The 26881-nt window shown below is 31.5% G+C and carries 19 protein-coding genes; 16 read left to right on the top strand and 3 right to left on the bottom strand.

Annotation, left to right across the window (positions count from 1 at the left end):
• Positions 1-14 precede the first annotated feature (14 nt).
• Both CUEA01_RS01270 and CUEA01_RS01265 read right to left on the bottom strand, forming a co-directional pair.
• Entirely contained in the window at positions 15-680 is a 666-nt protein-coding gene (locus CUEA01_RS01270; protein ID WP_234122097.1) for a hypothetical protein, read from the bottom strand.
• Between the two features lie 115 nt (positions 681-795).
• Positions 796-1188 (bottom strand): pentapeptide repeat-containing protein, encoded by a 393-nt coding sequence (locus CUEA01_RS01265; protein WP_234117329.1) that lies wholly within the window; start codon positions 1186-1188, stop codon positions 796-798.
• A 203-nt stretch (positions 1189-1391) separates the two neighbouring features.
• Between CUEA01_RS01265 and CUEA01_RS01260 the strand changes: the two genes are divergently transcribed.
• From CUEA01_RS01260 to CUEA01_RS01200, 13 genes are all read left to right on the top strand, one after another.
• Entirely contained in the window at positions 1392-2303 is a 912-nt protein-coding gene (locus CUEA01_RS01260) for an AEC family transporter (RefSeq protein ID WP_234117328.1), read from the top strand.
• Between the two features lie 168 nt (positions 2304-2471).
• Entirely contained in the window at positions 2472-3092 is a 621-nt protein-coding gene (locus tag CUEA01_RS01255; protein ID WP_234117327.1) for a TetR/AcrR family transcriptional regulator, read from the top strand.
• 65 nt (positions 3093-3157) lie between these two features.
• Complete coding sequence (locus tag CUEA01_RS01250) at positions 3158-3790, top strand: DUF998 domain-containing protein (RefSeq protein WP_234117326.1); 633 nt, start codon at positions 3158-3160, stop codon at positions 3788-3790.
• 15 nt (positions 3791-3805) lie between these two features.
• Positions 3806-5689 (top strand): tetratricopeptide repeat protein, encoded by a 1884-nt coding sequence (locus tag CUEA01_RS01245; RefSeq protein ID WP_234117325.1) that lies wholly within the window; start codon positions 3806-3808, stop codon positions 5687-5689.
• 399 nt (positions 5690-6088) lie between these two features.
• Complete coding sequence (locus CUEA01_RS01240; protein WP_234117324.1) at positions 6089-7363, top strand: aminotransferase class I/II-fold pyridoxal phosphate-dependent enzyme; 1275 nt, start codon at positions 6089-6091, stop codon at positions 7361-7363.
• A gap of 390 nt (positions 7364-7753) precedes the next feature.
• Entirely contained in the window at positions 7754-12097 is a 4344-nt protein-coding gene (polC, locus tag CUEA01_RS01235; protein ID WP_234117323.1) for a DNA polymerase III subunit alpha, read from the top strand.
• A 387-nt stretch (positions 12098-12484) separates the two neighbouring features.
• The gene (locus CUEA01_RS01230) at positions 12485-13240 is read left to right on the top strand and encodes a class I SAM-dependent methyltransferase (RefSeq protein ID WP_234117322.1); all 756 of its coding nucleotides are present in this window, start codon (positions 12485-12487) and stop codon (positions 13238-13240) included.
• Between the two features lie 100 nt (positions 13241-13340).
• Complete coding sequence (locus CUEA01_RS01225; RefSeq protein ID WP_234117321.1) at positions 13341-13763, top strand: MarR family winged helix-turn-helix transcriptional regulator; 423 nt, start codon at positions 13341-13343, stop codon at positions 13761-13763.
• A gap of 435 nt (positions 13764-14198) precedes the next feature.
• A complete protein-coding gene (locus CUEA01_RS01220; protein ID WP_234117320.1) occupies positions 14199-14870 on the top strand; it encodes an alpha/beta hydrolase in 672 nt (223 codons plus the stop codon).
• Between the two features lie 99 nt (positions 14871-14969).
• Positions 14970-16529 carry an AAA family ATPase gene (locus tag CUEA01_RS01215; protein WP_234117319.1) on the top strand — a complete coding sequence of 520 codons (1560 nt, stop codon included), beginning with the start codon at positions 14970-14972 and terminating at the stop codon, positions 16527-16529.
• A 448-nt stretch (positions 16530-16977) separates the two neighbouring features.
• Positions 16978-19203, top strand: a complete 2226-nt coding sequence (locus CUEA01_RS01210; protein ID WP_234117318.1) for a heavy metal translocating P-type ATPase — start codon at positions 16978-16980, stop codon at positions 19201-19203.
• An 861-nt stretch (positions 19204-20064) separates the two neighbouring features.
• Positions 20065-20817, top strand: a complete 753-nt coding sequence (locus CUEA01_RS01205; protein ID WP_234117317.1) for a GNAT family N-acetyltransferase — start codon at positions 20065-20067, stop codon at positions 20815-20817.
• A 309-nt stretch (positions 20818-21126) separates the two neighbouring features.
• A complete protein-coding gene (locus CUEA01_RS01200) occupies positions 21127-22479 on the top strand; it encodes an MATE family efflux transporter (protein ID WP_234117316.1) in 1353 nt (450 codons plus the stop codon).
• A 549-nt stretch (positions 22480-23028) separates the two neighbouring features.
• Here CUEA01_RS01200 and CUEA01_RS01195 read toward each other — a convergent pair.
• On the bottom strand, positions 23029-23757 hold the full coding sequence (locus CUEA01_RS01195; RefSeq protein WP_234117315.1) for a YoaK family protein: 729 nt from the start codon (positions 23755-23757) through the stop codon (positions 23029-23031).
• 428 nt (positions 23758-24185) lie between these two features.
• Here CUEA01_RS01195 and CUEA01_RS01190 point away from each other — a divergent pair, with 428 nt between their 5' ends.
• The 3 genes from CUEA01_RS01190 to CUEA01_RS01180 all read left to right on the top strand — a co-directional run bounded on the left by CUEA01_RS01190 (position 24186) and on the right by CUEA01_RS01180 (position 26697).
• A complete protein-coding gene (locus tag CUEA01_RS01190) occupies positions 24186-25073 on the top strand; it encodes a LysR family transcriptional regulator (protein WP_234117314.1) in 888 nt (295 codons plus the stop codon).
• Between the two features lie 91 nt (positions 25074-25164).
• Positions 25165-26076 carry a helix-turn-helix domain-containing protein gene (locus CUEA01_RS01185; RefSeq protein ID WP_234117313.1) on the top strand — a complete coding sequence of 304 codons (912 nt, stop codon included), beginning with the start codon at positions 25165-25167 and terminating at the stop codon, positions 26074-26076.
• Positions 26077-26154: 78 nt separating this feature from the next.
• Positions 26155-26697: a DUF6143 family protein gene (locus tag CUEA01_RS01180; protein ID WP_234117312.1), complete on the top strand. Its 543-nt coding sequence runs from the start codon at positions 26155-26157 to the stop codon at positions 26695-26697.
• Positions 26698-26881 lie beyond the last annotated feature (184 nt).

The following is a 26881-nucleotide window of genomic DNA, read 5'->3' as shown; positions in this document are numbered from 1 at the left end:
ATTTTTCACTCCTTTTATTTATCAAGGATATTCACTATCTCCATATTGTTTCTTTTACAATCCAATGGATTAAGATTAATATGGTGGACAATTTCGCTATCACCAGGATTCATAAGCATTTTATCTAAATAAATTCTGCCATTTGGAGTATTAGCTACAACGTGAATATTACCATGAGTTTTATACTCTACCCAACTAAACTCATCAGTAAGAACAGTATTGAAATCTTCTTTAGATATTAGAGCTTTAGAAAAGGCCTTACCATTCCTATCTTTTAAAATTATAGCAATAGTACTTTCATCTATAATTTCATAATCATTCTTAGTATTTCTTTCAACTATTTCTATGTTACATTTTCTATTATCTAGAGTGTCCCCATTTATGTGTTTAATAGGGGCCTTAGGATTGGTATTTAAAATTACACTTTGTAGATTTTGCTTTAGTGGAGTAGAATTTTTATTAGTTTTAGTTAAGCTTATATTTTGAACCAAATAACTATTAAAATCCTTATGCCATTCGGCAAACCAAGTTCCCATGCTTTTAACCTTTTCTATATCGTCAACGTCTATTTTAGCTATAAGCTTGGAACCTTTCTTATTAAGCAATGAAATTAAAGCTACATTTCCTTGAATTTCATATTTGTTTTCTACGTTTTTATAATTCGTATTTATAAAAAACACCTCTTTCACTAGAGTGAAACTACTGTGAAACTTAAACTATTTATGTTCCAAAATGCCAATATTTAAGGGATTATGGTGCATGGATAGTTTGTAGTTGAGCTAGTTTCAATATATATTAGTATAACAGAGAGAAAGGTAAATTGATACATCTTGGATTAAAGAGTTCCTCAATATCAGTGGATAAAAATATAGTATTGCTAAATTTGGTATCTTTAAAATTAACTCCATCTAAATTTACAGAGTCGAATATAGTATTTTCAAATACAGCATCGCTCATATTGCTCCCTTTTAAATTTGTTCCAATGAATTCTGCCCATCTAAAAGTACACTGGAAAAACTTACATGATTTAAAATGCGCTCCTTTAAAACTTACATAATCAAAATTTGAATTTGAAAAATTGCTATTATAGCAATTGCTTCTCTGAAGATTTTGATACATAAAGTTCTTATCTTTCTTCTCTATATTATTGTAATGAAAACTTCCATTAACGTTTTGATTCTTAGCCATTTATACAGTTACCTCCATGACAAAAATTATTTTTGCCTTTTATTATAATTGGTAAAGTCAGCATGTTTCGAAATCTAGATATTATTATATACTATGTTTATAGATAAACAAAATTATGGACACTTTAACAATGAAAAGTATTATAATAAAAAGGTAAAAAAGATGAAGAAAAATAGGGCATAATCAAATGAGGAGTTGATTTAATGGAAGGCGTATTAATAAAGGCTTTTAGCTTTGTATTTATTATTGTACTTGGCTATATTTTTAAAAGAGCGGGCATATTTGGAAGTAAAGATCATAAAATTGTTACTAAAATTATTATGAATATAACTTTACCTTGTGCTCTTATTACCGCATTTGCAAATTTTAATATGGATAAATCCATGCTTTTTATTGTTTTAATTGGGTTTTTAGCTAATATAATCATGTCATTAACTGGTTACATTATAGCAAGAAATAAGGATAACAAGGAAAAGGCATTTAATATTCTTAATCTTGCAGGGTACAATATAGGATGTTTTACACTTCCTTATGTACAAAGCTTTTTAGGATCATATGCAGTTGGAATAACAAGTCTTTTTGATATAGGTAATTCCATAATGTGTACAGGCGGTACCTATGCTGTTGCATCAGGAGTTGCAGGAGAGGGCGGCCCTAAGAGCATCAAAGGCTTTCTTAGAAAAGTTTTTTCATCTGTACCTTTTGATACATATTTATTGATGCTTATATTGGCTATAACAGGAATTAAATTGCCAAAAGCAATATATAATGTTACTGCAAATTTAAGTGCTGGAAATGCTTTCTTATCAATGCTTATGATAGGAATGATATTTGAATGTAATTTTCATAAGAATCAATTGTTTAAAGTTGCTTCAATGGTAGGTATTCGCTATTTAAGTGCACTTATTTTTGCTTTGATAATATACTTTTTTATACCATTTTCTTCAGAAATAAAAAAAGTTCTAATTATATTAGTATTTGCACCAGTTTCAGTTCTTTCACCAGTGTTTACGGGATTATGCAAATGTGATGAAGGTCTTGCGGGAGTGATAAATTCCATATGTATTCCAATAAGCATATGTATTATAACTTTTCTAATTTTCTTTTTGAAATAGCATAAAAATTTATTAGTCATAATAATTAAGGAGAACCAAGTCCGGATAATGCTGGAGGAGGTTCTTCTTATTTTGCTTTTTATCTCTGTTGACATAACTAACAATTGATAGTAATATTTAAATATAAAACTATCAGTTGTTAGTTAAGGATAAAAGTGAGGTACGTATATGCATAGTAGTGAAATTAAAAAAAGCACAAAACAAAAAATATTTGAGACTTCAGTAAAGCTGTTTTCTAAAGAAGGGTATAATGGAGTATCAATGAGACAAATAGCTAAAGAGGTAGGCATAAAGGAGAGTTCTATATACAATCATTATAAAAACAAAGAAGAAATTCTTATTAGTTTGTTTGATTATTTTGCTGAAAATTTGACAGCACACAGGCCTAGTGAAGAAGAAATTGAAAAGATGCTTAGTTATATGTCTGTTGAAGATGTATTTAAGCAGTTGATTATTAGCTTTGGAAGATCCTTGAATGGTACGCTTGATGATATTGCAAGAATAATATATACAGAGCAATTTAGAAATGAGAAAGCAAAAAAATTGATGCTGGAGAATATGATTTCTGAACCATCAAGATTTATTATAAAAGTTTTAAAAATTATGTATAGCAAAAAAATGATAAAAAAAATTGATATGGAGCTTATAGCAGATGAGTATAATTACGGTCTTTTGGCATTAACATTTGAGTATGCTCATGCTGTAAATAATGGAGAAGATACAGCGCTAGTTATAAAAAAGATGTTTAAACATGTAAGCTTTATATGTGAGTACATAAAATTAGATTAAGGCATCTTAAAAAAGTAATAAGTTTGACTCGTTATTTTCTTTAAGATGCCTATAGGAGGTATACTATGAAAAAGATTTATAGAGGATTTATGCCATTAGGAATGGTAGGGGCATTGTTTTATATTGCACACACAATAATTGGGCAAATTTTATGGAAAGCGTACAATCCAATTACAACAGATATTAGTTCACTTACAGCTGATGGGGCGCCTAATAGAAACATTTTGAGTATATTTTGCAATGTATATAGTGTATGTATGATTTTATTTTTAGTAGCACTTATCAAAAAAGCTTTTGACGAGTATAACCTCATGTGTAAGATTGGATATATAGTATTAATGATAATGCAATTGACTTCAACCTTTGGATATAGTTTATTTCCATTGAGCGGAGATAAGACGGTAATGAATTTTCAAAATGTTATGCATATTACTGTCACAATTATTGTTGTATTTACTACAATTACCTCCTCGTTTTTAATTGCAGTTGGTTACTTAAAACAGAAAAATACAGAATGCTTAGGTAGGATTTGTTTGATAATGGCGATACTAATAACAATATTTGGTGCAACTGTTCCCATTTCTATGAATTTGAGAATGAACATATTAGGATTAACAGAGAGACTAGAAATATATACTATACAGATATTTATGATTGTTTTATCATATAATTATACGTTTATAAAAAAGGTAAATTGAAAGGTTTAGATAAGTATGAACTTTTGGAGTATTTTAGATATTAATCCAACAGACAATATTTCTGAGGTGAAAAAAGCCTATGCAAAAAAATTAAAATTGCATCGTCCAGAAGATGATCCGGAAGGTTATCAAGAATTAAGGGAGGCATATGATGGTGCTTTAAAATATATAAAAAGTAAGATGGTAGAAAAAACAATAGAGAACAGCATACCGGAAAAGGTTAATGAAGCCTCTTCTAAAGAGGAAGAGTTAGAAAGTGAAGTTCAGCCACTACCTCACGTTGATTTTTCAGCACATTATAATGAGGTGCCTAGTTTTCGAAAAAGTGTTGAGGAGTTTATTGATAAAGTTAAAATACTATACAATGACTTTTTTTCACGAATAAATACTGAGAAGTGGATAGAAATTTTAAATTCAGAAGTTATGTGGTATATGGGCGATAAGAAATTGTTGAGTGATAATATGATAGAGTTTTTAATGGAAAATCACTATCTACCACAAAATGTATGGAAGCTTCTTTATGATAATTTTAATTGGAAGGAACAAAAGGATTATCTTTACGACAATTATCCCAAGGAGTTTGTAGAATATCTCTTTAAGCAGATTGAAGATAACAATGGGCTTAGGTATTGCTATTTCAGGAAAATTGAAGGAGCTAACTATGAGACTTTTTTGGATTATAGAGAGAAGGCTTTTGAGGCACTTTCTAATGGGAAATTTGAATATGCAGAGGAATGTATATGTAATGCAAATAATATTTATGCAGAGGATCCAGATGTATTTATCCTGCAAGCAAGATGTTATGTCAATAGAGGCGATGTGGACAAGGCACTAGATATATATGAAAAACTAATACAAAATGATAATAATGATGTATGTGCTAGATTTTATAAGGCAAAATTGTTACATGACATGGGCGAAATGGAAAAGGTGTTAAATGAGTGTAAAGTTATTGAAAGTATCGGTTTTGATAATCTAGATTTTAAACTTTTTGCGGCTAATTGTCACCTGTATTTTAAAGAAGCTAAAAAAGCCAAAGAATTGCTTGTGCAGCTTAAGGGTGTAGTACGTCTTCAAGCTGAAGTTGAGGTTTTGCTTAAACAAGTTAACTTAGAACTTGTGCGTGAGCTTAAAAAAAGTCATAAAAAGAATAAGGAAATAAGGGCTGAAATAGATGAATTATATAAAGAAATTGGAAGATTAACTGATGGTCAGTTAAAAAGAAAACTTAAGTGGATTTTTATAAGAAGGCTCATTATTTTTTTAGTGATTTTATTAATTCAAGTTGTAAATATACAGTCATCTATGAAGGAGATTGGGATTAAAGATTATCATTCCTTAAATAATACTTTGAAGTTTGCTATGTTTTTTAGCAAGGGCGATCTGGTAAATAGTTCAGAGGATATTAATAAGCTTCCAATAGATATAAGTAATGTTAAGGGTAAGCTTACAGATGCAGCATTTTTGAGTTTGTATCGTATACCAGTAAAAAACGAAAAGGGACAAGTAAAAGACGTCTATCTTTCTTACGATACAGCAAAGAAAAGAAATTTATATGGAGATATGAATGGATACTTATGTGTAGGCACGCTTGGAGATAAAAAAATTGTGGCAGTAGTTAATTATAAAGAGGCTACGCAGGCATACAAAAGTAAGACCATTGATTTTGATAGTGCAGTTCTTCATAAAATCACAGATACTAAATTGCTAAATAAAATAGAAAAATTGTATGGGACAAAGGCATTTGTTGAAGATAGATTTATTGATACTAAAGTAACTGTATCAGGGAGTAGAAAACATACGTTGAATATTGATACTTGGCTACTATTTATCCAATTAGCATTTATTCTTCTTGGAGTAACATCGGCAATTAAGTTAATAAGAGTGAATAGAAGGTAAAAATATTTATCCTAAATTTATAAATGAGGAGAACACAGCGGTGAAAAATGAAACTATTAAAAATATACAAAGTGAAATAGAAAGAAAGTATCTTTTCTGAGTATGGGTTTGGAGATTTACAGTATAAGTGGATGATTGAAGAAATGAAGATTAAGAATAATATAGACGTTTGAATAAATCAAAACTTAAAACTTGCATTGCATATCTCGTTTAAGATATATAGAAAGCTGTAAGGAAGAAAATTGAATTTTTTAATATCAATAACTTGCAAATATGCCTAATATGTATTAAAATTTTTATGGATATAGTTTTTTGTAAAAGATTAAATATGTGAAAATACAATATCGATAGTGAGATTGGTTTTAAGATATGTTTCACTTTAAAAGGGAGAGGTATTTAATGGCACAATTTGCAAAGATGGATAAAAAAGCTTTACAGCAAACAAGAGTAGAACTTTTTAAAAGGTATGAAGAATATAAAAGTCAAAAACTTAAATATGACATGTCACGTGGAAAGCCCTGCAAGGAGCAGTTGGATTTATCCTTAGATATGATGAATATAAAAGATTATAAGAGCTCAAGTGGTACGGATTGCAGAAATTATGGAGGTATTGATGGTATTCCTGAGGCAAAAGAACTTTTTTCTCAAATAATTGAAGCGAGCGTAGATGAAGTCATAGTTGGTGGAAATTCTTCACTTACAATGATATATGATACAATAGCACGTGCAATGTCTTTTGGTGTAGTTGGCAGTGAAATTCCATGGGGAAAGCTTCCTAAGGTTAAATTTTTATGTCCTAGTCCTGGTTACGACCGTCATTTTGCTATATGTGAAGCTTTTGGCATAGAGATGATAGTTGTTGATATGAAAGCTGATGGACCTGATATGGAGGTTGTTGAAAAGCTTGTCCTTGAAGATGAAGCAGTAAAGGGAATTTTCTGTGTGCCAAAGTACAGCAATCCAGATGGAATAACTTATTCAGATGAAGTTGTAGATAGACTTGGGACTATGAAAACTAAGGCGAAGGATTTTAGAATCTTTTGGGATAATGCATATACTGTACATCACCTTTTTGGTGAGGGAGATAAGTTAAAAGATATATTGGAGGTATGCAAAAAATCAGGAAATGAAGATAGAGTGTTTATGTATACTTCAACTTCAAAGGTAACTTTTCCTGGAGCAGGTGTAGCAGTAATGGCTGCAAGTAAAGCAAATATAAGTTTAATTAAGAAACAGCTTTCAATTCAAGGAATAGGACCTGATAAGTTAAATCAGCTTAGACATGTAAAATTCCTTAAAAATATGGATAATATTGCACAGCATATGAAAAAACATGCTGAAATTATTAGACCCAAATTCTTGACTGTTTTAGATATACTCCATAAAGAGCTTGGTGACAAGGAAATTGCATGGTGGAATAAGCCTAACGGTGGCTATTTTATAAGTTTTAATACCCTTGATGGATGTGCAAAAAAAGTAGTTGATATGACAGCTGAGGCAGGGGTAGTAATGACACCTGCTGGGGCAACCTTCCCATACGGTAAAGATCCAAGGGATAGAAATATTCGTATTGCACCTACATTGCCAGCTATGGATGAATTAAAAAAGGCAATGGAAATATTCTGCATATGCGTGCAAATAGCTAGTATTGATAAGCTTTTATTAGATAAATAATAAATTTAAATTATTGCGAACCAACTTAATCAATTCACAATTCACAGTTAACAATGCACAATGAAGGATGATTTGCCTTCCTTTCGTCAGGTAAATCTTAAATTTAAATATTATAAGCTCCGCTTAGCACCAATAAATGGTGCTATTGCGCAAGCAATAAAAAAATTAAGTTTAAGATTTTCTGTAGCAAAGAGGAAGAAAATCATCCTTCATTGTGCATTGATTTAGTTTGAAATATTTAAAATTTGAGTATAAAATAATGCTAATTTATAAAAGCATTATAGTACTCAATTTTCGCTCCAATTAGAATAAATTCCTACATGACAAAGTATATTTGTTTCTATATAATAGAATGGTACTAAAAGTTTTGAAGTGAGGTTAAGGAATTCTATGAAAAGAATAAATGAAATTTTTAGTGATTATGAAGTAAATGGAAATATAAATACTGCTCTTGTGGAATCGGTAGTATTGAAGAAAAAAAGTAAACGACTTGAGATGCAAATTAGTTCGGATAAGTATATTGAAGTAAAAGAATTTCAGAAGCTCAATAGTTTTATAAAAAATAGATTTGCATTAGAAGATTCTATAATTGCAGTAAAATATGCTGATGGAATTGATAAAAAACCTATAGAGCAAGAACTACAAAATATTGTACTTTTAATATCAGATAAGCATCCTGTTTTAAAAACTGTGATAAATAACAGTGAGTGTAAGGTAGAGGAAAATACCATAAACTTTAAGTTTAAAATAGCGGTATCTGGGTTTTTGAAAGCTATGAATTTTGATAAGCAACTTTATAAGGCAATAAAAACCGTATATGGAACTACATATAAAATAAATTTTATTGATAATGTAAGTAGTCATGAATTGATGCTTCAAGAGGAAGAACGCGAGCAGGAGATGCTTGAAATATCAAGAAAAATTCAAGAAGGTATGGGCAATAGTGCTCCAAAGCAACCTGTAGAAGCACCAGTTAAGAGGGAAGAAACAAAAGAAGAGACTGGTGGTAAAAAAGCTGCTGATCCATCTTTAATATTAGGAAGAAATTCTAGAATTAAAGAAAATGTAATAAAAATTACAGACATTACGCCTGATGAGGGAAGAATATCCTTAGAAGGTGAAATATCAAACATGGAAGCAAAAGAATTGAAGAGCGGAAAAACTTTGGTTTCCTTCGATTTATATGATGGCTCAAGTTCTATGACCTGCAAATGTTTCTTAAAGCCAGGTGAAGAAGGCGATGTAATATCTAGACTAAAAAAGGCTAAAGGCGTTAGACTTGCTGGGTCTGCCGGCTTTAGTAAATTTTCCGGTGAAGTTGAAACGATTGCCAATACCATAGTAGAAACAGAAGGAATTAAAAGGGCTAAAAGAATGGATAATGCAGAAGTTAAGAGAGTAGAGCTTCACATGCATACGCAGATGAGTCAAATGGATGCGATGACTAGTGCCACGGATTTAATTAAGAGGGCTATGAGCTGGGGCATGAAGTCAATTGCCATAACAGACCATGGAGTGGTGCAGGCTTTTCCAGAAGCACATAAGTTACTTGGAAGAGATAATCCTGATATGAAAATCATATATGGAGTGGAAGCTTATTTAGCTCCAGATAAAAAACCAGCTGTAACAGATGCTAAGGGACAGAGTATTGATACAACGTATTGTGTACTGGATTTGGAGACTACAGGTTTTTCACCAATAACTGAAAAAATAACTGAAATAGGAATCATGAAATATCAAGATGGAAAAGTAATAGATAGTTTTAGCTGCTTTGTAAATCCACAAAAATCCATTCCGGCTAGAGTTGTTGAAGTTACAAATATAACTGATGATATGGTAAGGGATGCAGAAACTATAGATCAGGTTTTCCCTAAAATGCTTGAGTTTATTAAGGACAGCGTTTTAGTTGCTCATAATGCAAGCTTTGATGTTGGTTTTTTAAAGCATAATGCAAAGGTGCTAGGCTATGATTTTGATTTTACTTATGTTGATACTTTAGCTTTAGCACAGGCGGTATTCCCTACATATAAAAGCTACAAGTTAGGAAGAATTGCAAAAAACCTTGGTATAAAAGTTGAAGTTGCCCATAGAGCCTTAGATGATGTTGATACAACGGTTAAGGTATTTAAGATAATGCTTGAAGAATTAAAGAAAAGAGGCACTGAAACTGTAGAAGATATAGATAAATATGCCGTTGATGAAGAAGCTAAGAAGGAAGAGTATAAAAAGGTTAAAACGTATCATGCTATTATACTTGCAAAGGATTATGTTGGTTTAAAGAATTTATATAAGCTAGTATCTTATTCTCATTTAAATTATTTTTACAAGAAACCACGTATATTAAAAAGCCTTTTTAAGAAATATTCTGAAGGCTTAATTCTTGGCAGCGCTTGCAGCGAGGGTGAGCTTTTTCAAGCAATATTACTTGGAAAATCTGACGAAGAAATTGAGGCTATTGCTGAAGATTATGATTACTTGGAAATTCAGCCTTTAGGAAATGATGACTACTTAATAAGAAATGGGCAAGTACAAGATAAAGAAGCTATAAAGGATATTAATAGAAAGATTGTAGCTCTTGGAGAAAAGCTAAATAAACCTGTGGTTGCTACTGGAGACGTTCATTTTATGGACCCACAGGATGAAATATATAGACGTATATTAGAAGCTGGTCAGGGCTTTAAGGATGCAGATAATCAAGCACCTTTATATTTAAGAACAACTGAGGAAATGCTTCGTGAGTTTACTTATTTAGGAAGAGAAAAGGCTTATGAAGTTGTAGTTACAAATACTAATCTTGTATCAGATATGTGTCAGCAAATAAGTCCTATTTCACCAGAGAAGTGTCCTCCACATATAGATGGCTGTGAGCAGACTATTAAAGAAATTGCGTATGGAAAGGCACATGAATTATATGGTGATCCTTTGCCAGAAATTGTTCAGCAAAGACTGGATAAAGAGCTTGAATCAATTATAAAAAATGGTTTCTCCGTAATGTATATTATAGCTCAAAAGCTTGTTTGGAAGTCAAATGAAGATGGATATTTAGTTGGCTCCAGAGGATCTGTTGGTTCTTCTTTTGTGGCAAATATGACTGGTATAACAGAGGTAAATTCGCTTCCACCACATTATAGATGTTCTAAATGCAAGTATTCAGATTTTGCTGATTACGGTGTTAAAAATGGTTTTGACCTTCCAGATAAGGTATGCCCTGTTTGCGGAGAAAAGCTAGATAAGGATGGTATGGATATACCTTTTGAGACTTTCTTAGGGTTCAATGGAGATAAAGAACCTGATATTGACTTAAACTTCTCTGGAGAATATCAAGCAAAAGCACATAGATATACAGAGGTTATTTTTGGAAAAGGCACAACCTTTAAAGCGGGAACTATAGGAACTATAGCAGAAAAAACTGCTTTTGGTTATGTAAAAAAGTATTATGATGAAAAAAATGTTCCAATAAATAAGGCTGAAACAATTAGAATTTCAAAGGGCTGTACAGGTATAAAAAGAACTACCGGTCAGCATCCAGGAGGAATTATAGTTGTGCCAAAGGGAAGAGAAATATTTGAATTTTGTCCTGTACAGCACCCTGCAGATGATCCGACTTCAGATATTATAACAACACATTTTGATTATCACTCAATAGATCAGAACTTACTTAAGCTCGATATACTAGGTCACGATGATCCGACGGTTATAAGAATGCTTCAAGATATAACTGGAATAAACCCTCATAAGATACCGCTCGATGATAAGGATACTATGTCTTTATTTTCATCAACCAGAGCCTTAGGGGTAACAGAAGATCAGATAAATTCTAAAGTGGGAACTTTTGGTATTCCTGAATTTGGAACTAAGTTCGTACGTGGAATGCTTGTGGATACAATGCCAACGACCTTTTCGGATTTGTTGTGTATATCAGGACTTTCACATGGTACCGATGTGTGGCTTGGAAACGCCAAGGACTTAATCGATCAAGGAATAGTTACCTTAAGTGAAGCTGTATGTACCAGAGATGATATAATGATTTATCTTATCAAAAAAGGTTTGCCTCCTAATACTGCCTTTAAGATAATGGAGCTTGTACGTAAAGGAAAAGCATTAAAAGATCCTAAGAAATGGGCAGAGTATGAGACTTTGATGAGAGAGCATGACGTTCCAGAATGGTATATAGATTCTTGTAGAAAGATAAAATACATGTTCCCTAAAGCCCATGCGGCAGCTTATGTAATGATGGCTTTTAGAATAGCCTGGTTTAAGGTGCATATACCTAAAGCATATTATGCGGCATACTTTAGTATTAGAGCAAAGGCCTTTGATGCAGAGTTTATGATTTTCGGAAAAGAAAAGGTTAAAGAAAAGATGAAGGAAATTCAAGCGATGGGAATGCAGGCTGGACCTAAGGATAAGGATATGTACGATGACTTAGAAATAGTTTTGGAAATGTATGAAAGAGGGTTTAAATTCCTTCCAATTGATTTATACAAATCTAATTCAACTAAATTCTTGGTAGAGGATGAGGGCATAAGACCACCTATAAACAGTATATCTGGTATGGGAAATGTGGCAGCAGAGGGTATATACAATGCAGCCCATGAAAAGATTGCAAATTCTATAGAGGATTTAAAGAAGCGTGCTAAGATAGGTAATGCTGCAGTAGAAGCACTTAAGAAATTTGGATGCTTGAAGGGGCTTCCGGAAAGTGACCAACTAAGCTTCTTTGACGGATTCTAATGCGAAGTAAGTGTATTGCAGGATATTAAATAAAATTAATAAATCTAAGATAAAAAACTTTAAAAGCCTAAGAAGTTTCAATAACTCGCTGAAAGGATGCTCAGACAATTGAAACATCTAAGGCTTTTAAAGTTTTTTACCTAAGATTTATAAAATTTTATTTAAATCATCCTACAACACACGTACTTCGCATATACAGTGGGTTATAGTTCAACTGATATATCTATAGGAGCATGTGAAAAATATAGGTATTCTTTTTTACGAGCCGCTCATAAGGCTTTATGTGCGGTATAGTAAAACCTATAGAATACCTTTTTTCACATCCTCCTATATAAAGTATTGTGTACTAAATGGAGTTAATTTAAAAAATTATGAGGAGGAGTATTCATGAAAAATGATATACTTGAAATTAATAAGAATTGTTGGGATAATATTGCTCAACAATTTTTTGGAATAACTGCATTACCTGAATATGGACCATTTATTAAAAGCGAAACTGAATTAAATTTATTTGGCGACGTTAATGATAAAAAAGTACTAGAGATTGGTTGTGGAAGTGGTCATTCATTAGAGTATATGGCTAAGAGAGGTGCACAGGAACTTTGGGGGATGGATATTTCATCAACTCAGATTGAGATTGCAAAGGATTATTTAAGCAAGAAAGGCTATAATGCTAATTTATATTGTTCACCTATGGAGTTAGAAGCAGATATACCTAAAAACTACTTTGATATAATTTATTCTATATATGCACTTGGATGGACTACAGACTTAAAACAAACTTTTAAAAATATATCTTTATATTTAAAAAAAGATGGAATACTGATATTTAGTTGGGATCATCCGGTTTATCAATGTTTAGGAAATAACGATAGGAATATAGTTGTAGAAAGGTCGTATTTTGAGGATGGGATTCAGCCAAATAAAACTTTTAAGGGACAGCCAGTTACTTTAAATAGAATTAGATTAAGCACATTTATTAATGAGTTAATATCTTCAGGCTTAAATATTGAAAAACTTATTGAGGGAGATATTGCAGAAAAGTACACAAATATAGAAGCGGAACCTTCCAAAGAATATTATTCTCTTTACAGAGCTAAGTATATACCTACCTCATTTATAATTAAAGCAAAAAAGATTTAAATTAAGTAATTCGTATACTTCGTATATTGAGCATTATAGGTGGACAATCCCGCCTATAATTTTTATTGACAATACTTCGACGTCGAAGTATACTAAAAATATGAATATAGATAATACTATAAATTTAATTGGTAGAATAAAAGACAAGAGTGATAAATATTTATTGAAAGAAATGGAGAAGTTGGGATTAGAGAATATTGCATTATCACATGCAGATATATTAGCAGCTTTATTTAAATATGAAAAAGCCACCATGACTGAAATAGCAGATACTATTCATAGAGAAAGGTCTACTGTAACAACTTTGGTAAGCAAATTAATTAGGCTGGGGTATATTTCGAGTGAGAAAGATCCTAAAGATAGCAGATCAAGTATTATATATTTAACAGAGAAAGGATATGAATTAAAAGACGGTTTTCAGGAGATTTCAAAGAAGCTTTATGAACGTCAATACCAAGGTGTTTCCGATGAAGAAAAGATGGTATTTAGGCGTGTTTTAAAAAAGATGTATGATAATTTTTAGTAGCATATATTTATGGATATACAACTTGAAACATTAAAATTGCAAATTCCAAGTTTATCCTGACAGCAATATTTTTTAATTCACAGTTCACGATGCACAATTCACAATGAAGGATAATTTACCTTTCGCTTTGCTTAGGTAAATCTTAAATTTAAATATTATCAGCTTCTCTCTGCACCATATATGGCGCGATTGCGTAAGCAATAAAAAAATAAGTTTTAAGATTTTTCTACGCTCGCGTAGAAAAATCATCCTTCATTGTGCATTGTGAACTGTGAATTGTGAATTTAAAACATTAGCATAAGGATACATTTGGTATTTATAATTTCAATAGTTGAGGTAGTATGCCCATATGTAAATATTTCGATATCGAAGTTTTCTATTTTTGCAAAATTACTTCGATATCGAATCAAATTTTGATTGGGAGTGGTAAATTTGGATATTAAAAGAGAAAATATTAAAGGTAATGGATTTGAAATTCCAAGTATAGTTTTAACACCAAGTGAATTTAAAGGAGCAGCTATAATAATTCATGGTTATGGCGGTTCAAAGGAAGAGGAATTAGGATTAGCATATAGAGTTGCTGAAATAGGTTTTAAAACCTTTGCCATTGATTTCCGAGGGCATGGAGAAAATACTTTAGTTTTTGATAAAAATGTTGCAATGGATTTAAAAACCTCCATAGAATATTGCAAGAAGTTTGGAAAAGTAGTTGCCATCGGGCATTCATTAGGTGGAAGAATTGCGTTAACAAGTAATGCGGATTATGCAGTAGGTATTTCTCCAGCATTAAATACAGTATTTAGTGAGGCTACCATGAAATTATTAACTACCATGAGAAATTATAGGGTTAATTTGGCGTCAGAGGATAGCATTAAAAAGGTTATGAAAGAATTATCAGTTTTTGATTTTAAGGATGATTTTAATAGGGCAATTATATATGGTTCGAGGGATATAACTGAGATAGTAAGTGTATGCAGTAGTTACAAAGGTAAAGCAAAAAAAGCATTGATTAATGAGATTGATAATGCATTGCATAGTGATATATGTACACTGGAAGTTACATTTAATACTGTAGTTTATATATTGAATAAATACTTTCAATGAAAAGAATATGATTGAAGTTTACGCTATAAGGCAAAGATATAAAAAGATACATTAATTTATGTTATAATTGAGGCGAAGCAAAAGAAGGGAGGATGTAATATGCCATTATATTTAAATACAAATAAATCTTTTGAAAATTATAGAGAACTTGTAAATGAAGAGTATTTTGTTGATAAATCTTCAATGATAGAAATACTCAATAAGATGATATGCACAAAAAGTAAATATATATGTGTAACTAGACCTAGAAGATTTGGAAAATCAACCGCTATTGATATGATAGGAGCATATTACTCCAAGGCAGTAAATTCAACAGAGATTTTTAATACGCTTAATATAAGTAAAACTGCTAATTATGAAAAACATTTAAATAAGTATAATGTTATAAGTATAAATTTTAATAAGCTGCCAGATAATATTGAAAGTTATGATGAATATATAGGATTGATACAGAAAACATTAATAGATGATATAAAAAGTATGTATCCTAAATTAGAATTTAAAAGCTACTTTACCATAAGTGACATGCTTTTTACAACGAATGATAGGTTTATTTTTATTTTTGATGAATGGGATTATATTTTTTCTAATAACCTTTTTACGGAGAATCAAAATAATTTCTTAGAGTTTCTAAGGAATATTTTAAAGGATCAGCCTTATGTGGCTTTAGCATATATGACTGGTGTTTTACCGATTAAAAAGTATTCAAGTGGTAGTGCACTTAATATGTTTGATGAATACACGTTTTTAAAAGATAGAAGATTTGGTAGGTATTTTGGGTTTACAGAAGAAGAGGTTAAAAAACTTTGTAATAAAAATGGAAAGATGAATTTTAGAGAACTTCAAAGTTGGTATAATGGATATTTTACTGCAAATGGGATTAAAGTGTATAATCCAAGATCTGTAGTGAAAGCCTTGCAAAATAATTATTGTGAAAGTTACTGGACAAATACTGGGGCTATGGAGGAAGTAACTGAGTATCTTAAATATGATATGTTAGAAGTTAGAGATGATGTTATAGAGATGGTTTCTGGGGAGGAAATTGATATAACTATAGATGAAGAATTTAGAGCTGGTCAGGGGACGCCAAAAAATAAGGAACAAGTATACTCTGCTATGATTGTGCTTGGATTTTTAGCTTATCATGATGGATACTTAAAAATTCCTAATATGGAACTCATGAAGGAGTTTGAAAAGGCTTTAAGGGATAAATCTTTTGGATATGTTTCTGAGATAATAGAAAATTCTAAGAGAATGTTAAAAGCAACAGTTGAAGGAGATGCAGAAACTGTAGAATTAATACTTCATGATATTCATAATTCAGAAATACCAATACTTCAGTATAATGATGAAAATAGTCTTTCATGTGTGTTAACTTTGGCATATCTTTCAGCTAGAGATACATATAGAGTAGAGCGTGAAGAAAAAACAGGAAAAGGATATGCAGATTTTACTTTTCATCCTAGGAGAAAAAATGATATTCCTTTTATAGTTGAACTTAAAAAGGATGAATTACCAGAAGTGGCTATAAAGCAAATTAGAGAAAAAGAATATGTAGAAAAGTTTAATAGAGAAAATGAAGGAAAAAAGATACTGGCAGTGGCTATATGTTATGATTCAAAGGAAAAAGAGCATAGCTGCAAAATTGAAAAAATTTAAGAGTAGTCATCTTGAAAAATATGCTGTCCAATTTATACTGGGCAGCATATTTTATTATTAGGCATCTTAAAGAAAATAACAAGCCCAACTTTCGGATATTTTTGCGTAATACTTCGTCATTATAACACGCTAAGACAACCAGTATTAACGAGTTACACTTCCTTGTATTACACAAAACTACCTCTCAATTTGGACTTGTTATTTTTTTAAGATGCCTTATGAAAAATTTCCTTATTTTGTTGACAAGTTTAGTATACCAGCATATAATGAACATATGAACAACAATTCATATGTTCATATGTTACTGCATAAATATATATTGAAATTCATGTGCACCAAGATGCCAAGGAGACGGCATTTTGGTACAAATGAATTTCAAGTTTCACAATGGTTTATCTTTATCTCCATTTAAACACAACTAGAAAAGTAGCTATGGGGGGAAAATAATATGGAAAAAGAAATTAAGAACCTTAGTAAAAGTAATTTAAGATTAGTAAGTAGCAATATTGGAATTAAATCGCAGCAAGCTAATAGTAAAAATATAATTAAAAAGTTTATTCTTCAGGGGTTAGATTGTGCAAACTGCGCAGCTAAAATAGAGAGACAAGTTAGTGAAGCTAAGGGGATAAGTTCGGCAAACGTAAATTTTTTAACTAAAACTTTAACTTTAGAAATTGAAAAAGCAAATAATGTACAAGAATTAGTCTCTAAAATATCTGAGAATATTGAAAAAATAGAACCAGATGTTAAAGTAATTGAAATTGGAAATAAAAATAAGATATCAGAAGATAAAGCTAGTGAACATGGTGACGAGCACGAAGAAAGCAGTAAAGGTGAAATAATCAGACTAGTTGTTGCTGCGGGATTGTTTGGAATAGCGACTATTGCAAAATTTTCAAGTACTGTAGAATTAGTAATTTATATAATAAGTTATTTACTTGCTGGTGGTGAGGTACTTCTTACAGCATTAAAAAATATAGCAAGAGGGGAAGTATTTGATGAGAATTTTCTTATGAGTATAGCAACTGTTGGTGCTTTTGCTATTGGACAGTATCCAGAAGGAGTAGCAGTTATGCTTTTCTATCAACTAGGAGAGCTGTTTCAAGGAATTGCAGTCAATCGTTCAAGAAAATCTATCACTGCACTTATGGATATAAGACCTGATTTTGCTAACTTAAAGGTTGAAGATGATATAAAAAAGGTATCACCAGAAGAGGTTACTATAGGAAGTATTATAGTAGTAAAGCCAGGAGAAAAGGTTCCTTTAGATGGTAAGGTAATTGAAGGTAGCTCAATGATAGACACTTCAGCTTTAACTGGTGAGTCAGTTCCTAGAAAGGTAAATGAGGGAGATAATATTTTAGGTGGAGTTATTAATAAGAACGGACTTTTAACAATCAGGGTAGAAAAGGAATTTGGAGATTCTACTATTTCAAAAATACTAGATTTAGTTCAAAATGCAAGCAGTAAAAAGGCTCCTACAGAAAAATTTATTACAAAGTTTGCTAGATATTATACGCCAGCAGTTGTTTTCTCGGCTTTGGCATTAGCAATACTGCCACCACTTTTTATTGAAGGAGCTACTTTTTCAGAATGGATTTATAGAGCATTGTCTTTCTTAGTAGTATCTTGTCCATGCGCATTAGTAGTATCTATACCACTTGGTTTCTTTGGAGGAATAGGTGGGGCCTCAAAGAATGGAATACTTGTTAAAGGTGGCAATTATTTAGAAGCACTAAACAATGTTGAAGTTGTGGTATTTGATAAAACAGGTACTCTTACAAAAGGTGTATTTAAAGTAACGGAAGTAAAAAATCAAAAGGATATTTCAAAAGACGAACTTATAGCTTATGCTGCTTATGTAGAAAGTTATTCTAATCACCCAATAGCAACTTCTATATTAAATGCTTATGGAATGGAAGTAGATAAAAATTCATTACAAAACTATGAAGAGATATCTGGACATGGTGTAAAAGCTGTAGTTAAAGGCAAAGAAGTATTAGCTGGTAACTATAAATTGATGAATGAGGAAAATATAAAATATGACGAAGTGGACACTATAGGAACAGTAGTTCATGTTGCTGTAGACAAAAAATATGCAGGATATATAATCATATCTGATGAAGTAAAAGATGATTCGGAAAGGGCAATTAAAGCTTTAAAGAATATTGGTGTTAAGAAGACAGTAATGTTAACAGGAGATAATAAGGCAGTTGGAACTAAAGTTGCTAAACAATTAGGCTTAGATGAAGTTCACGCTGAATTGCTTCCAGACCAAAAGGTTGAAAAATTAGAAATGCTTGATAAAGAAAAGACATCAAAGGGTAAGCTAGTGTTTGTAGGTGATGGAATAAATGATGCACCAGTTTTAGCTAGGGCTGATATTGGTATAGCCATGGGCGGAGTGGGTTCAGATGCGGCAATTGAAGCTGCGGATGTAGTTATAATGACAGATGAACCTTCAAAGATTGCTTCAGCTATAAAAATAGCAAAAAGGACAAGAAGCATAGTAATGCAGAATATAATATTTGCTTTAGGTGTTAAACTTGTTTTGTTAGTTGCAATAGCGTTAGGAGTAGGTACTATGTGGGAAGCCGTATTTGGAGATGTTGGAGTAACATTAATTGCGGTATTAAATTCTATGAGGGCAATGCAAACACAAATTGCGAAATAAGAGTATTACAGTATATTAAATAAAATTAATAAATCTAAGACAAAAAACTTTAAAAACCTAAGAAGTTTCAATAACTCGCTGAAAAGAAGCTCAGACAATTGAAACATCTAAGGTTTTTAAAGTTTTTTGCCTAAGATTTATAAAATTTTATTTAAATCATCCTGCAATACTCTTATTTCGCCTTATACGGTGGTTTAAGGAAAAAATTCCTCCGTGCCTACGGAATTTTGGGGTAGTGCGGAAACAGAGAGGCTATAAGTTTCAAAAATATTTTATTTAATGGCTATGTTTTAAATTTGGATGTAGTAACTATACATATAGAAGCATGTGAAAAATATAGGTATTCTTTTTTACGAGCCGCTCATAAGGCTTTATGTGCGGTATAGTAAAACCTATAGAATACCTTTTTTCACATCCTCCTATAGATAGACAACTTGAAACATTGAAATTATAAATACCAAATGTATCCTTATGATAATGTTTTTAATTCACAATTCACAGTTCACAATGCACAATGAAGGAGGATTTGCTTTCCTTTCGTCAGGCAAATCTTAAATTATAAGCTCCGCCTAGAACCATAAATGGTACTATTGCGTAAGCAATAAAAAAATAAGTTTTAAGATTTTCTGCAGCAAAGCGGAGGAAAATCCTCCTTCATTGTGAATTGTGCATCGTGAACTGTGAATTGAAAAATATTGCTGTCAGGATAAACTTGGTACTTGAGATTTTTGATTTTCAAGCTGTATATCTCTAGTTAAGTATAAAACAATTATGTATCATTTTATACCTAGTAAGTTATAGAAAGTAGCAGTAAAATTTAAGATATTCTAAAATTGAGTTGTTAAATACTAGGAGGTAAATATGTATACAAAAACTGAAATAATTAATATAGCAAAAAAACAATTGGCACTTGATTTTAATTGTAAGCCTTCAGATTTTGAAAAAGAAGGAAATACAATTACTGAAAATAAGCTATTAGAGGGCAGGCGTATTTATGAAAGCGATGGTTGTTTTCTAAAAATAATTTGTATGTGGGGAAGGGCAATAATCTCTTCTGATGAAAAAATGATACCTTGGCTTGAAGAGAACCTTTTAAAAAGGCAGGCTGATTGGTTATTTGATTGTTATAAGTTTAGAATGATAGACAAGAAATTGGGAGAATTTGGTCACGAAATTGATGATACACATCATTATTTCTTACCTAGTCCAGCAGCTGTAGAAGTAAAGCCTAAAACTACAATAAAGTGGTTTGAAAAGGAAGATATATTGCAATTTAAGGGTGACGCTAGATTTGATGAAGCGTTTGTATTTGATGACAATTATTCAGATATTCTTGGAGTTGCAGCTTTTGATGGTGATAATATAATGGGTATGGCAGGTGCTAGTGAAGATAGTAAAACATTATATCAAATAGGCATTAATGTGATACCTGAATATAGAGGAAAAGGGATAGGTACAAACTTAGTTGCATTATTAAAGCAGGAACTCTTAAAACGTGGGAAGGTACCTTTTTATGGAACCTCAGAGTCTAATATAGCTTCTAACGGTATTGCTGTAAGTGCTGGTTTCTTCCCTGCATGGGCAGAATTACATTCAAGAAAGTTGGGTGATTAGAGATAAACCGCTTGAAACTTCAAGATTAATTTGTATCAAAATGCCGTCTTCTGGACATTATGATGCAAATTGATTTTGGTAGTTGAAACGGTATATCTATAAGCGTATAAAAACAGCAGCAAAAAGGGTTTCGTACTTGCCTTACTTTAAACTGGTTATACTTATGGAGATTTATTACATGTACTTACAGATACATATGCTTACTTTAATAAAATAGATTTGTTCTATTTTAAAACGATAGTATTATAGTAGATACGAAAGGATATGATATAGTATTTATTATAAAACTGAAGAGGAAGGAAGTAATATATGTCAGCAAAATATGTACATGATATGACAGAAGGAAATGAAGTTTCACTTTTAGTAAAGTTTTCGGTGCCGATGCTTATTGGTAATATATTTCAACAATTTTATAATTTAATTGACTCTATTGTCGTTGGAAAGTTTGTAGGTGCAAATGCATTAGCTGCAGTAGGTGCCACAGGATCTATAAGTTACTTCTTCTTTTCACTATGCTTGGGACTTTCTATTGGAATAGGTATTATTATTTCACAGTACTTTGGAGCCAAGCAGGAAGCACGTGTAAAGAGGGCTATCGCTAATGCAATTTATATTATCGCAGTATCAGGAGCGGTTATGAGTATAGTATCAGCTGTCTTTGCACATCCAATTTTACAACTTATGGGTACGCCTTCTGAAATTTTAGATGATGCTACTAGATTTTTGAAAATTACATCTGGAGGAATGATAGCAGTGGCAGCTTATAATGCAATATCTGCTATACTTAGAGCCTTAGGGGATTCAAAGACGCCTCTTATTTTTTTGATTTTATCTTGTATAGTTAATGTTGTTTTGGATTTGATTTTTGTTCTTAAATTTGGGCTTGGCGTGTCAGGAGCAGCATATGCTACTGTAATTTCGCAAGCAATGGCGGCTATCTGTTGTACGACTTTTGCTGTTATAAAGAACCCATATTTTAAATTGAAAGCTGAGCACAGAAGAGTGAGCCGAGCGATTATCATGAAATGTATAAGAATTGGTGTGCCTATAGCAGCACAGAACTCAATGATTGCCTTATCATTAGTAGCACTTCAAGGGGTAGTTAATAGCTTTGGTGAGGTAGCAGTTGCCGCATATACTGCAACGTCTAGAATAGAACAACTTATACAACAACCCTTTGACTCTTTAGGTGCGGCTTTATCTACTTTTGCGGGGCAAAATACGGGAGCCAATAAATTAGATAGAGTTAAAAAAGGTTATCATAAAAGTATTATAATGATAGCTGTGCTTAGCGTTATAGCCTTGATTGCAGCACAAATTGGAGGACGTGCCATTATGGAGGTCTTTGTTAAAGACGAAGCTGTAATAAGCCTTGGTGCAAAGGCAATTAGAATCACTAGTTTAATGTATTTTCCACTTGGAATGATTCATATAACAAGAGGACTTTTAAATGGTACAGGAGATGCATTTTATGCCATGGTTAATGGACTTGTAGAGGTTATGGGAAGAGTTGGCTTTTCAAGTATTTTAGCCTTAATGCCTGTATTTGGAGTTTGGAGTGTATGGATTACTACTGGACTCACATGGGTTATTACAGCTATTGCAAGTGTAGTTAGGTATAGGCAGGGAAAGTGGAAAGAGAAATCCTTAGTTGCAAATTAAAATTATTGCGAACAAAAGTGTAGTGCAAAACAAAATAATAAGTGGGAGCTCTGCATAAAAATGATGCGATTAATAGCGTCTTGAAACCTTAAATAAAATTAATAAATCTAAGAGACTAAATCGGAAAATTCTAAGAACTTTCAATAACTCGCAAGAGGCAGCTCAAACAATTGAAATTTCTAAGACTTTTACGATTTATTCCCTAAGATTTATAAAATTTTATTTAAATGTTTCTTCAACGCTATTCCTCACATCATTTTTTTATGCAGAGCTCCCACTTATTATTTAAGTTTTTGCACTACACCATTGTTTTTTGTAAGTTTTTAATATCTATTGAAACTAGCTCAACTACCAAAAGTTCCTACATCTAAATTTTGTAATACGAGCTTATTTAAAGATTGGAAATAAAGGTGTGGTACAAGTATCAAAATAACAAGGGACATGTGCATTATTTTTAATGTACATGTCCCTTGTTATTTGATTTTGCACTACACTTTGCTTCGCAATATTTAAATTCTACTTATAAAATACATTTTTATTTATGAAAGTTTAAACTGCAGTTTCTTCAAGTTCTTGCTGTTTTAAATGCTCCTTTTTTAACATGTGTTTGTTTAAAACATATGAACCTACTAATGCCGATAAGAGAACAATGTCTACACTCCAAATTGACATTTGATGAAGTGTTTTTGATTCTAAAGTACATACAATTGCTCCTATGAAAAATGAAATAAGGATGTAAGTAAAATGTATCGCTTTTTTCATACACTGCTTGTCCTTTCTTGCAATTCCCTTGTAAAAATTTTCGGCACAAGAGCGCATATTACCAGTACAGAAGATACAAGCATAAGCCTCACCAGAACCTAATTTACGAAATGCACAAAATTGCAATGATGCTGAGAAAGATACAAGTGTATTAGCTATTATGTCTGGATAAGAGCGGGGAATAAATCCAGCAATAAATAAAGCGATCAGCTCAATTGCTATCATGCTGTGTTTCCAAAGATGTCTGTTTTCTTTAAAATAAGAGTAAAATATATGCCAGGATATAAGAATTCCTAACCAAAATGATAAAATTGGCACAAGACTGTGAAATGCTCCTGCATAATCTCCGTCTATCAAATGTGCAGCAACAAGTACAAAATTACCTGTTTGTCCTGTAGCAAATACTTTTCCATGAACGGTATAAGAATATGCATCCATGAACCCACCGGATAATGCAAGTACCATTCCAAATCCAAGTTTTTCTGTTATTTCTGTATAATAATTTTTATCTTTCAATGTATAACACCTTTTTTTAAATATATTTTTCTTTTGAATAAAGATAAACCACTTGGTATTTTTAATTTCAAGTTTATCCTGGCAAATTGCAATTCGTCGAGGAGAAACCAAAGTACAAAGTACAGAGTACAAAGTACAATGAAGGACGATTTTTCTCCGTTAGCACTACGAAAAAATCTGAAAACTTATTTTTTTATTGCTGCGCAATCGCGCTATACATGGTACTCAGCGAAGCTGATACCATTTAAGTTTAAGATTTGCCTGAGTAAAACGAAAGGTAAATCATCCTTCTCTGTACTTTGTACTTTGTACTCTGCTTTTCAAATTGTTTATCTATATTCTTATTATAACGTTGTTTTTTAATAAATGAAAATATATAATATTTATTAAATTGATAAGTATTTACTTATGATATTTTGGAGGGAATTATGGACATTCTTCAATTAAAGTATTTTCTTGTTGCAGCTGAGTATGAACACATGACAAAAGCTGCTAACTCATTACATATTGCTCAGCCTGCTTTATCACAATCTATAAAACATCTTGAAGAGGAGCTTGGCGTAAAACTTTTTGAACGAAAAAATAGAAGTATTCGGCTGAATCCTTGTGGAAAACTATTGCAAAAGGAGTTGCTGCCAATTATAAGTGTTTTAGATTTATTACCTGTTCGATTAAAAGAAATTGATAAAGAAGTCTCACAAACTATACAATTGAACATTTTATCAGCATCAACACTGGTTACTCAATCTATAATTTCATTTAAAAAATTATATCCTGATGTAAAGTTTCGCTTATTGCAGAATGTGGATGAAGCAGATTTTGATATATGTATTTCGTGTGTTATTTCTGATAAGATTCCTAAAGGAAGTATACTTTTACTTAAAGAAAAAATATTATTAGCAGTCCCAAGTAACAGTAAGTATGCCCCTTTAAAAACTATTTCCTTAAAACAGGTAGAAAAGGAAGGCTTTATTAGCTTTTCAGGTGCAAGACCATTTAGAATTATCTGTGATGAGTATTGTAAGCAGGAAGGATTTAAGCCTCAAATTATTTTTGAAAGTGATAATCATGAATGTGTGAAAAATTTAATTTATTCAAATCTAGGAATTGCGTTTTGGCCAGAATATTCATGGGGAAGACTAACCGATCAAAATGCAGTATTGATTCCAATTAATGAACCGGAATGCAGCCGCAGCATTTATGCAATTTTAAATGAGTCTTCTATAAATAGTGAATACGTAGTTGCTTTTTTGAAACACTTAATAAAGCTTATGATTAATATGCAAAAGAATAATTTTGATCATGAACAAAAATAAAAAACTTATATAAGATGGCAAGAATGGAAAAGAAATTTTAGAAAGAAAAATATATATTATAATTACCACGTGGGAGGAAGAAGGTGAAAATTTGAATTTAAAAACAGTTATATTTGATAGCTTAAAATATATTGAAGAAAATATCAATGAAACTATAACAGCAGAAGATATTGCAAAGAATTCAGGATATTCATTATATTATTTTTCACGGAAGTTTAAAGAAAAAATGGGATTGTCAATTATGGAATATGTAAAAGATCGTAGGCTTACTAAAGCTTCAGAAGAAATATTAAATGGAAGAAAAATAATTGATGCTGCATTGGATTATGGCTATCAATCACATAGCGGTTTTACAAAGGCATTTAAAAACAAGTTTGGTTTTTCACCTGAGCTTTTAAAAGCTTTTAATTTTCAAATTAACTGTTTAGGAGGTAATTTTAATATGTTGTTTTTGAAGAATACAGATATTCATGCCACAAAAGAAGAATTATATGAGGTTTTATGGACAATTATAAATGATAACAAATTAGAATATGATAAAGAAAAGCTAAAGAAAGCATATGAATTTGCTTGCAGGGCGCACTCTGGTCAAAAGAGATATTCAGGTGATGATTACGTAATCCATCCAATTAATGTAGCTATTTTATTATCCCAAATGGAAGCAAGTGAGGAAGCTGTTATAGCAGGATTACTTCATGATATTATTTTGGAAAAAACCAGTTTATCTATTGAAAAAGTCAAAAGTGAATTTGGGCAGAGAATTGCAGAAGTTATTAATGGCGTAACAAATTTTGATGGACATAAAGCTTTAATAGATGGAGATGTAATAATGATTAAATTAGCTGATAGGCTTCATAACATGAGAACAATAGAGTTTATAGATAAAACACGTTTTAAGGAAAAGGCAAGGGAGACCATAGATATATTTTCACCTATAGCAGCAAGATTAAACAATGAAAAGCTACTATCAGAATTAAATGCTTTGTCAGTAAAATATATTTAAGAGGCTATGTTTTAAATTAATATATAATCATTTTCTTGAATATTATATAGAGATGAAAATTTTTTGGAGATGTATTTTATGGCACATCAGCACAATGAGGATATTAGATCAAGGCAGGTAGTGAGTGTTCCTGTTTCTTTAGCTAAATCAACAGAAGGAAAATATTTTGTAGGTCAAACAGAAGCTTTAAAAGTGGGAAGTGGATCCGTTGGATGGGCAGGTTTAATAAATCCATGTGATTCCGGCATTAATCAATATGTAAATGTGTTTACTGTTACTAATTTTTCAGATGAATATTTAACTGCACAAATATGGTTAAATACTGATTTCCCTGAAAAAAGCCGCATATCAGATAAGGTTTCACCAACCAATACTGCGATAAGACCTTTTCCACAAAATAAAGCTCAGATTAGATTTATAGAAGCAACCAATACACTTCCCAAAGCGGGGGTTAATGTTTATGAAAGGATAGTACCGCCACATACAACATTGGTTGGCGAAGAAGATGGAAAATTTATAGAAGCTGAAGAGGGCAATTATGTTCTTGTTATAAAATCTCAAGGTATAACAGTAAGTAAAGTAATAGTAGCACTTGGATGGTGGGAAAAAGAGCAATACTAAATTTATTTTATGGCAAACTTAAATATTACGAATAAAATCAATTCACAATTCACAGTTCACAATGCACAATGAAGGATGATTTTTCTACGCGAGCGTATAAAAATCTTAAAACTTATTTTTTTATTGCTTACGCAATGGCGCAATATATGATGCTCAGCAAAGCTGACAATCTTTAAATTTAAGA

The sequence above is a fragment of the Clostridium hydrogenum genome (genome assembly GCF_021432385.1).
In the GTDB taxonomy this organism is placed as follows: Bacteria; Bacillota; Clostridia; order Clostridiales; family Clostridiaceae; genus Clostridium_S; species Clostridium_S hydrogenum.
The sequence above is the reverse complement of the archived record's forward strand: the minus strand, read 5'-3'. Positions and strand labels throughout refer to the sequence as shown.

What these genes read in the sequence shown, in the direction of transcription:
- CUEA01_RS01250 (WP_234117326.1), top strand. Translation starts at nt 3,158, where the DNA reads ATGAAAAAGATTTATAGAGGATTTATGCCATTAGGAATGGTAGGGGCA.
- CUEA01_RS01205 (WP_234117317.1), top strand. Translation starts at nt 20,065, where the DNA reads ATGTATACAAAAACTGAAATAATTAATATAGCAAAAAAACAATTGGCA.
- CUEA01_RS01215 (WP_234117319.1), top strand. Translation starts at nt 14,970, where the DNA reads ATGCCATTATATTTAAATACAAATAAATCTTTTGAAAATTATAGAGAA.
- CUEA01_RS01240 (WP_234117324.1), top strand. Translation starts at nt 6,089, where the DNA reads ATGGCACAATTTGCAAAGATGGATAAAAAAGCTTTACAGCAAACAAGA.
- CUEA01_RS01210 (WP_234117318.1), top strand. Translation starts at nt 16,978, where the DNA reads ATGGAAAAAGAAATTAAGAACCTTAGTAAAAGTAATTTAAGATTAGTA.
- CUEA01_RS01265 (WP_234117329.1), bottom strand. Translation starts at nt 1,188, where the DNA reads ATGGCTAAGAATCAAAACGTTAATGGAAGTTTTCATTACAATAATATA.
- CUEA01_RS01190 (WP_234117314.1), top strand. Translation starts at nt 24,186, where the DNA reads ATGGACATTCTTCAATTAAAGTATTTTCTTGTTGCAGCTGAGTATGAA.
- CUEA01_RS01255 (WP_234117327.1), top strand. Translation starts at nt 2,472, where the DNA reads ATGCATAGTAGTGAAATTAAAAAAAGCACAAAACAAAAAATATTTGAG.
- CUEA01_RS01200 (WP_234117316.1), top strand. Translation starts at nt 21,127, where the DNA reads ATGTCAGCAAAATATGTACATGATATGACAGAAGGAAATGAAGTTTCA.
- CUEA01_RS01225 (WP_234117321.1), top strand. Translation starts at nt 13,341, where the DNA reads ATGAATATAGATAATACTATAAATTTAATTGGTAGAATAAAAGACAAG.
- CUEA01_RS01260 (WP_234117328.1), top strand. Translation starts at nt 1,392, where the DNA reads ATGGAAGGCGTATTAATAAAGGCTTTTAGCTTTGTATTTATTATTGTA.
- CUEA01_RS01230 (WP_234117322.1), top strand. Translation starts at nt 12,485, where the DNA reads ATGAAAAATGATATACTTGAAATTAATAAGAATTGTTGGGATAATATT.
- CUEA01_RS01180 (WP_234117312.1), top strand. Translation starts at nt 26,155, where the DNA reads ATGGCACATCAGCACAATGAGGATATTAGATCAAGGCAGGTAGTGAGT.
- CUEA01_RS01245 (WP_234117325.1), top strand. Translation starts at nt 3,806, where the DNA reads ATGAACTTTTGGAGTATTTTAGATATTAATCCAACAGACAATATTTCT.
- polC (WP_234117323.1), top strand. Translation starts at nt 7,754, where the DNA reads ATGAAAAGAATAAATGAAATTTTTAGTGATTATGAAGTAAATGGAAAT.